The organism is Paenibacillus sp. B46(2026) (genome assembly GCF_056786355.1).
Genome location: NZ_CM165907.1, coordinates 4766150 through 4775287 on the forward strand (window position 1 = coordinate 4766150; position 9138 = coordinate 4775287).

9 protein-coding genes are annotated in these 9138 nt (G+C 45.5%); all 9 read right to left on the reverse strand.

Translation table 11 applies throughout. The annotated features are described in order from the left end of the window. Positions 1–95: 95 nt before the first annotated feature. From AC1S8V_RS21400 to AC1S8V_RS21440, 9 genes are read right to left on the reverse strand one after another with little or no spacing between them, the layout of a single operon-like run. Entirely contained in the window at positions 96–1421 is a 1326-nt protein-coding gene (locus AC1S8V_RS21400) for an MFS transporter (RefSeq protein ID WP_482070654.1), read from the reverse strand. 20 nt (positions 1422–1441) lie between these two features. Continuing rightward, positions 1442–2077, reverse strand: coding sequence for a TetR/AcrR family transcriptional regulator (locus AC1S8V_RS21405; RefSeq protein ID WP_482070655.1), 636 nt, complete (start codon positions 2075–2077; stop codon positions 1442–1444). 60 nt (positions 2078–2137) lie between these two features. Further along, positions 2138–2905: an ABC transporter ATP-binding protein gene (locus tag AC1S8V_RS21410; protein WP_482070656.1), complete on the reverse strand. Its 768-nt coding sequence runs from the start codon at positions 2903–2905 to the stop codon at positions 2138–2140. Between the two features lie 12 nt (positions 2906–2917). Then, the gene (locus tag AC1S8V_RS21415; RefSeq protein WP_482070657.1) at positions 2918–5239 is read right to left on the reverse strand and encodes an ABC transporter permease; all 2322 of its coding nucleotides are present in this window, start codon (positions 5237–5239) and stop codon (positions 2918–2920) included. 47 nt (positions 5240–5286) lie between these two features. Then, the gene (locus tag AC1S8V_RS21420) at positions 5287–6027 is read right to left on the reverse strand and encodes a thioesterase II family protein (RefSeq protein ID WP_482070658.1); all 741 of its coding nucleotides are present in this window, start codon (positions 6025–6027) and stop codon (positions 5287–5289) included. Between the two features lie 25 nt (positions 6028–6052). Beyond that, positions 6053–6937 carry a hypothetical protein gene (locus AC1S8V_RS21425; protein ID WP_482070659.1) on the reverse strand — a complete coding sequence of 295 codons (885 nt, stop codon included), beginning with the start codon at positions 6935–6937 and terminating at the stop codon, positions 6053–6055. Further along, complete coding sequence (locus AC1S8V_RS21430; RefSeq protein WP_017687156.1) at positions 6934–7197, reverse strand: acyl carrier protein; 264 nt, start codon at positions 7195–7197, stop codon at positions 6934–6936. Before AC1S8V_RS21430 ends, AC1S8V_RS21425 begins: the two co-directional genes overlap by 4 nt. A 15-nt stretch (positions 7198–7212) precedes the next feature. Beyond that, positions 7213–8292, reverse strand: coding sequence for an HAD-IIIC family phosphatase (locus tag AC1S8V_RS21435; RefSeq protein ID WP_482070660.1), 1080 nt, complete (start codon positions 8290–8292; stop codon positions 7213–7215). Further along, on the reverse strand, positions 8282–9133 hold the full coding sequence (locus tag AC1S8V_RS21440) for a 3-hydroxyacyl-CoA dehydrogenase family protein (protein ID WP_482070661.1): 852 nt from the start codon (positions 9131–9133) through the stop codon (positions 8282–8284). Before AC1S8V_RS21440 ends, AC1S8V_RS21435 begins: the two co-directional genes overlap by 11 nt. Positions 9134–9138 lie beyond the last annotated feature (5 nt).

Genomic DNA, 9138 nt, shown 5'->3' on the forward strand with positions numbered 1-9138 from the left:
TCAGACCGAACCATCTACACCCTTGCCGACAAGGGCTCTCGCTGTTGAGACAGCTATCCAAATATCACGAACGCATCACATAGCTAAACGTCCGATTAATCGTGCGCCAACCCGGCCACATCGGGTGGTGCAATGTCTGGACTTTGCTCCAGGGATTTGATCATTTTCAAACGGGATGTGATGAGAGCAATCAAAATAACGAACATACCCGCTATGATAAATAACAGAGCAATGCCTCTTCCTGGCCCGGTTCCAATAATTTGACCAACGGAAGATGCCAGTGCCCCGCCTTCCATCATCAGAGGATTAAACACATGGTCCGCCAGAAATCCCGCCAAGCTGTACGCAATGACGAACCCGAGCTGGGACAGAATTCCGATAATCCCCCATACTCTGCCCTGCTTTTCGTTGGAGATATTGTTCCGAACCAGCACATCTGCGCTCATGTTGACAAATGGCAGTGAGGACAGGAACAGGAAACCAGCAAAGATGATAAAGTAAATGTTGGTCGATACCCCTAGTAACGAGAAGGACAGGCCGCATGAAATCAGTCCCATGACAAGCACACTTGCGTATTTCTTTGTCATTGTAAATATACCAATACACAAACTGCTGATCAGCATGCCGATGGCACTAACTGATTGGAACGTTCCCAGTGTCTTCGCATCCGTAAAGGACAGAAGCATGGGGCCAATCAGCGTTTGCAGGAATCCCAGATAGAAGGTAACCAGGGAAATAATAATGACCAGCAGCAGTACTCCCCTATTCGTTACAACTTCTCTCCATCCATCCTGAATATCCGTCATCCAGTTTTTATCTTCTTTATCCTCTCGCTCCACCTTCATGCTTTTCCGAATGACAAGTACAGCCAGAATAGCAATCAGGAAGGTCGCAATATTAATAACCAGAATAACTTCGATGCTTGTGACGCTAAGCAGAATACCCGCTATGATCGGTGAAAATAGAAACTTGGAGGATTCGGCCAATTGCACAAGTCCGCTTCCTTTGGAGAATTGATCTTTATCCAGTAAGTCTGTAGCAGAAGCCTTATATGCCGGACTTTGCAATGCCGAGAACACGGAACTGAAAGACACTCCCACGTAAATATGCCATAGCTGGATGTCACCGGTGAGCATCACGGACAGAATGAACACAAGTCCAGCTGCCGAACCCAGATCACCAATAATCATCATCGAGCGGCGGTCGAATCGGTCAGCCAGTACGCCTCCAATAGGTCGAAGCAGGATGTTTGGCAAAAACGTAAATAACGAAATCAGGGCAACACTTGTTGCCATATTTGTTTTTTCGAAGGCATATACCCCCAAAGAGAAAGCGGTAAGTCCAATCCCAATCATGGAGATGAGCTGACCGAACCATACAATTAGAAATTTGCCAAATGATTTTTGAACCGTTTGTTCCATTGATACTACTCCTTCCTCAGCTAAACTTGATGTGGAAAATAAAGACGAGTGACGTAGGCGAAGCTTCCTTTTTCTGCTCCCAGAACACGTTCCAAAATATGTGTGAATGCTTCAACCTTTTTTTGCAGTTCTTCCTCCTCCCATTGAAAGATGCCTCGATCCAGCAAAAATTGTGACGATACGAGTAGGAATTCGATGGATTCCTTTGGGTTAGGTGTATGAAATACCCCCTCCTGAATGCCCTGCTCTACCACCTCGGCCAAGATGGGACTTAATCGAATTACCGTCTCTACAAGACTCTTTTGGTGCATCTCCACATTATGAACACTGTGCAATTGCTCGATGAGATCATGTTTTCTGCCGTCAGGCTGATTCTGCGCCATCATGATGCGAAAAATTTTGTCATGGGCGTTCAGTTTGGGGTCGGACACCACGTGCCTGGCCGATGCCTCCCCGCTCAGAATAAAACGCATAACGATGGCGTTCATAACCTCTTCCTTGGACTGAAAATAATAATAAAATGTACCCTTGGCAATGTTGCACGCCTGAAGGATATCCATGACCGTCGCTTTGGTATATCCCTTGGTCACGAACAGAATCTCGGCTGCATCCAAAATCTCGTTCCTGCGTTCTTCCGGGTTTTTTATCAATCTCATATCCTGACCTCCGATACGTTCGACCGACTGTCGGTCTATTGTAGTCATGAAGTTCTTTGTTTAGAACCCCATTTCAGTCAACCATTGCGCCAAATGGCTTTCCCTTGTTTTCAGATCCTGACGTTCTCTTGCATATTTTCCGATATTTTTGTCTGCAACCAGCTTACCGTCCATCATAAACAGCACACGTTCCGATCTGGCAGCGACTTTCACATCATGGGTCACGAGTAGAATGGTTGTACCTGTTGCATTAATATCACCCAGAATATCCATGATCTCATACGTCGATTTGGAATTCAGCGCCCCCGTCGGTTCATCGCCGAATAAAATATCTGGATTATTAATCAGCGCACGGCAGATGGCAATCCGTTGAAGCTGGCCGCCTGAGGCTTGGGTAATATTATGCTCAGCCAGCTCATCAATCCCCATTTTTTTCATTAATGACATCGCCCGTGTATTGATCGTTTCTCTGCTGCTGTTCTTGGCCAGATACGCGGAAAGTACGATATTGTCTAACAGATTCAGATTCTTGAGCAGATGAATATTTTGAAAGATGAACCCCATCTTGGTCAAACGTAGACTTGCCAGGTCCCTCTCCTGAAATGCCGATATTTTTTTGCCATTAAAATAGACACTTCCAGCACTAATCTGATCCATACCGCTGATGTTGTACAGTAAGGTAGACTTGCCTGAGCCAGATGGCCCCATGATGGAAACAAATTCTCCCTTTTTTAATTGAAGGTTGATATCTTTCAAGATGTTATGTTCTTCATTCTCGCCGATCGCTACGGATTTATTCACGTCTTTAGCCTCAAGTATAGTTGTCATCGTTGATCCTCCCTATTCGACAATCATTTTGGATATGCTCGATTCCTTGATCGATTGGATACTAATCCATGCTGTCAGTACAATCGTGCCCGCAAGTAACAATGGACACAAAATATATGCCTGTAACGGGTTAACAACAAAAACAATATTGGAAGCACCAAACGTCGACATAATGGCACTAACCAGCAACGGACCCAACGTATTGGACAATATCGTTCCAGTAACAACCCCTAAGATTAATATGACAAGTGACATCACGACATACTTGAACTTGATTTTAGACAAGGCAAACCCAAGACTTCTTAGTACAGCAATGTCGTTGTTGTCCTTGGCTACTAACATCTGAAGGAACAGTGCTGTAATTAAAATAGATATGAAGACACCGATGACCAAGGCCAGCATCGTCACCAATTTCAATTGTTGGATGGTTCCGCCTAACGTCTGATCCAGATAACCTTGAAGATCGGTTACTTTCGCTGGCGAGAAAGCCGCCTCATATTCAGCAATTTTGGTAGCCATGTCCCCGCGATTATTCAGATCCAAACTGACCACATACCACAACACACTATCCTTGTTGTAGGGCAATAAGGCTTTCGCCGTTTTCCCACCATTCGTAACGTCCTGGTATATTCCGCTGACCGTCATCATCTGGTCCTTGCCATTAACCAGCAAAGTAAGTTGCTCACCAGTCTTCAGGCGCAGCTCGCTACTGTTTGCATCAGATAACGCAATTTCATTTTCGGTTGTTGGCGCATTACCGCTAACATAAGACAATGGGAAAATACTGAAATCTCCAGTTTCTACACTCAGATTGTCGTAACTTCCTTCCGCATTTTTAATCTTGAACTGGCTTGTTACCAATGGGGAATACGTTTTGATGTCTTTATCATTTTGGATCTGGGCAACCAGATTGTCATAACGCTGCTCCACATCGTCTGTGTGCCTCAAGTCAATGCGAATATCACTTTGTCCAACACCCATATAAGAAATAAAACTTGGCGCCTGCAAAGTGTTCAGGAAGTTGACCGGCACAATCATGATAAATGAACTGACTACAAAGACGAACAACAATAATCGGAACATCTTGATTCGCTGTATCACTTCCTTCAGACCAAGAAAGACAGGTACGGAAGACCAGCGATTGCGGGACAAACTGAGCCGGTTTCGAATGATCTGTGTATCTCCCAGGCTCCCGGTACGGAGAGCATCCACCGCGGAGATGGAACGAAAACGCCGCAGTACCGTTCGACAGAACAGAACAACCATGGCAAATATTATTCCAGCGGCTAATAACGGAATCGCGAAATGCAACAGGGTTGCAGGTGCTTTTCCCATATACAACATGATATTGGAAACAAATAGTCTGTTAACGCCAAGTGATGCAATGTAACCAAGCACGGATGCGAATCCCGCCATAAATACATACTTCATCAGATACAGTCTCTTAATATCCTTCTCTGCGATCCCAATCGCTTTCATGACACTAATCTCACGATAATCCTCTTCGATGGTCGCAAGCATCGTGAATCGGATGCAGAGCATCGCAATCAGAATCAGCACAAGACTGACCAGAATAATAACGGCTGCAATGACTCCGTCAGTCATGGCATTCAGTACCTGGAACAGCCCATAGGTTACGACTGGACCCGCGTTGGGAAGCCCTGCATTTTGGTAAGCCTGGGTAAATTCACTCGTCAGTCCGGGATCCGTCAACCGGAATTCGATGAGATACTCCATCTCTCCGACGCTCTGCTTCAGTTCCTGCAAATCCCCATCACTCACAATAAAACGTTTGGAGTGCACAACCGATGGATTCATCTGAGCATCACGGACAAAATCAACGATGGTGTAAGAACGCTCAAATTGACCATTATCGATCCGAACCTGGTCGCCCACGCTCAATTTATTTTGCTGCATGTAATATACCGGAACCGCGATCTCGCCATCGTTAACCTGAATAATCTCACTGTTCAGATTCAACAAATAGTCGAAACCCTGATTCTGTGTAACAAAGTCAATGTCCATAACGCTGTTCTTCTCGGACTCTGCTCCGAGAAACAGATTAGAGCCGTCAATGTTGACCATTTCCACAATCTGATGCTGCTGGACCATAGCATTTTCTTCAGCCCACGTGTTCACTTTGACCTGATCGAGTTCTCCGGCATGCATTTGCACAAAGTGCGGTGTTTTGGATTCAGAAAATAGATATTGGATGGAACTCGTCAGTTCCATAATCATTCGTGACCCCGAAGATACCAGCAAGGCGGCCAGCAGTACAAAAATAAATAATGCAGCCGTGATCCCTTTCTTTCTCGTTATATCGTTTCTCAGCATTCGTAGCAGCATAAACGAACATGGCTCCTCTCATCTACAAGTTGTTCCTATTCATCTGGAGTCATAAAGCTTGTCAGACAATACGCCACCGTTGAAGGTTGATGCATGATGAACATGTGAGTACCCTCTTTGATGGTTTGAAGCTTCATGGGTGTGTCAAAATATCGGCCCCATCTCAACGCTGATTGAAGGGTAACAGTACGATCCCGTTCTCCCCACAGATACAATACCGGCAATGAGAGCGGCTCATATTCAAGCGTTGCTGCAGATTCCAGCATCCTGAAATCCGCCCGGATGACGGGCAGAAAATAATTCAACAATTCTTTTTCATGTATCAGTTCTTGCGGAAGAGCTTCATAGGAAAACAGATGATCAATCAGATTTTCGTCTGACATCCGATCATAATTCTGCATCCCGCATTCGTCGGGCGTGTTGCAGGCAGATAACACAAGCCGTAGCGTTTTAGCTACATCTGGATGTTCCTGACATAAGCGCTGCGCAACGAAGTAGGCTGTAATCCCTCCCAGACTATGTCCAAATAACAGACTGCCAGGCTGTATAACATCCAGCAGCTTGCTGGTATACAGTTCTACGAGTTGCTGCATATGCTCCAGGGGTGTTTCGGTGTTCACACCATGACCCGGGGGCGTAAACGCCCAAATTTCCGTGTCAGGAAGGTACGGCACTAGGGGCTGAAAACTGTTGGAGTTGCCACCGAGATAAGGAAAACAGACCATTTGTCTGTTTCCCTCCCCCTTTTGTAGCTGCTCCAAGTAGATCGGTTCCATCACTTATCCACCACCATAACCAGGCTTACTTTCTTTCCAGAACATATGCAGGGAATGTCTGAAGTGAAGTATCCACATTTTTACGCTTGAAGATGACATGTATGACAATAGCCGATATTGCAAAAAAGAAGAATTGCATAATTTGAACTTGCGGATTAAAGTAGTACAAATCAATTTGACTTCCTGTGGCTACAAGCCAGAATGCAAGCAGATAAAACAGAAGTGTACCTTTGGTTGCATTGAAGATATAACTTTGGAACACGATAAATGCCATAAGCTGAACAACGTAGTATATGTAAGTGGTTGAGGTGCCAAAAGAGGAAATCAAGTATCCCGGAAGCACCCATAATCCGAACAACAGGCCGGTAATCAGACCACTTGTTATATTACTTTTTAACTTCCCTTGCAAGAATGGAAGCAAAAATCCGATCCAGCCAAACAGCCCACCAATCAGCCCCGTCTCCTTGATCAGATTCACAATCCCCAACCAGATCATTTCAGGTACACTATATGTCAACTCAGGGACCGGTATGCCGAATAACAAGGAACCAAAGTGCATTGTTGATGCAAAGATGATGGAAATTCCAATAATGAGCGGTATCCAGAACAGGTCCTGTCTGCGCGGAACCAGCTTCATAAACATTCCTTTTAATGCTTCCGTGCCGCCCATCACATAACATGTAATTAATCCGGCAATGGAAGGTGAATACAGAGCAACGATCGCAAGGGGATGCATCAAGGTTAACTCACCTGTTATGGGTACAATAAAATCCGCAAAGAACATGAACAAACTTGCGATTCCATAACATGTGCCAAAGGAAATTCCCAAAAACAAATACATATATTTGTTGGACGGGCTGGTTGCCGGACTTGTGACTGGACGAATGGATGCCTGATTAGCTGTAATCATAGTGCCGCCTCCTTCTCAGTCAACTTTCTCTCAATAAGATCATGCAAACGGTTAATCGTGCAGAAATTAGCCAAATCCAGATCTTCATTTGCTATCTCAATCTGGAATCTACGCTCTACAAAGTCCACCAAACGCATAGCAAAGAGCGAATTGACGAACCGCTGCTCAAAATAATTGTCATTATCATTAATTTGAGTATCCTCATGATCCATGGTGAGGTTGTTCCCGATAAACTCCCGAATTTCCTGACGATAATCCACTGCCCTTCCCCCTTGTTATTGATGTTGCCCCTCGGGCACAAAAACCTCAATGTAATCTGGAAACTCTACAGCCTGCTGCAAATCATGATAAAACAGTACTCTTCCTTCCTGATCTGCAGATTGCTGCTTGAAACCGGCAAAGCGATAGCTGATATTCATCATCCGGTTCCTTCCGGTATCCCTGAAGTCCGCAAGCATCTGTTTGCCCTGCTTCTGAGCTTCACGCATGATATACGTTAGCAGTACACTCCCTGCTCCTCTGGACATCACTCTGCAAGACATCAGAAGCATGTTTAGCCGCCATACCTTCTGCTGCATGTGAATAAGTGCGAGCCCAATTTTGCCATACGTCCCGTATTTGTCTTCGAGTTCACACACCAATAACAAATGGTCCTGCGAGGTCATCAGTTGATGCAGCTCCTCATAACTGTAGGTAATTCCCGTTGCGTTTAGCTGATTGGTGCGGACGGTAAGTTCCTCTGCACGTTGAAGATCATCCTCAGTAGCCTCGTAGATCGCGAATTTCATGCCAAGCGTAGCCAGAAATTGTTCTGAAGGTCCTTCATACTGTTCCTCAGCCTGTTTACGGAGTGTATCCGCCTGATACATCTGCCTTCTGCACGCAGAGTCGGCTGTAATGAACCGGGGCATCAGCCTTGGGTCATCAAGCATGGTTTCATATTGATCCGCATGAAGTATCTGGATGTCAGCATGTACACTTTGTACTTCCTCCAGTTCAAAAGGTTGATCATCCACAAACAGAATGGCATCCATGCCGATATTCATGTTCTGCTGAATCCGCTGAACAGAGACGGACTTCGCATCCCAATGGATTTCGGGATACAGAAAATATTCGGCGATGCCCAGTTCATTTAATTTCGCCCAAGCCAGCTCTGCATCATTTTTACTGGCAACAGAATGCAAAATACCTCGCTGGTCCAGTTTTTCAATCACCTCCTTTAAGCCCGGCTTCAGTTGCACATCTGAAGATTCAAGTAAAACCCCATCCCATATGGTGTGGTCCAGATCCCAAACGATACACTTGATATCTTTGAGCTTTTCCATGGTCATGCCACCCTTCATCTTAGTAGGCATAGAATCCTTGACCTGTCTTCCGCCCCCACTGTCCTGCATCAACCATTTTCTGCAACATCGGACAGCATCGGAATTTGGGATCCTGAAAGCTGTCGTACAATACTTTCAATGAATGCACGACCGTATCCAGACCAATCAAATCCGCCGTCTCCAGCGGCCCCATCTGATAATTGAAGCCCTTCTTCATAATGGCGTCCACCTGCTCGGGTGTAGCGATCCCATCCTGTACAATGTACGCCGCTTCATTCATTAACAAGTGCGAGAGGCGATTAGAGACAAACCCGGGCAAATCCTCTATGACAACTGGACTTTTATCAAGAGTTTCCAAAAACGCTACCATCTCATGTTCCGTACCCTGTGTTGTATGATGTCCTTTGATCACCTCCACCATGGATTTAACGGGAACCGGATTCATCAGATGCACCCCAATGACTCGACCTGGGTCAGGCAAAAATGAAGCGAGCTTTGTCACGGAAATACAGCTTGTATTTAGCGCAAATAAAGCATCCGGACGAGCCTTGTGGTATAGTCGTGCGTAAACTTCCTTTTTCAACTCCAGGTTCTCGGTTACATTTTCAATAATGATACTTGCCTCTTCCACACCTTCATCTTGTGTCTGGAACGAGATTCGTTCCATGATCTGATCCAGAGGCACCTGACCATACCCTTGCTTCAGAAAGCAAGCTGAACGATATTCACGACGTATAACATCAGGGGCGTGTTCGATGACCGACGCCGAAATATCCTGCAAAATTACACGATAGCCAGCCCTCGCGACATCCAGTGCTGTGGCGCACCCCATCACCCCTGCGCCAATGATTGCAATGAGTCGATTATGCATACTTA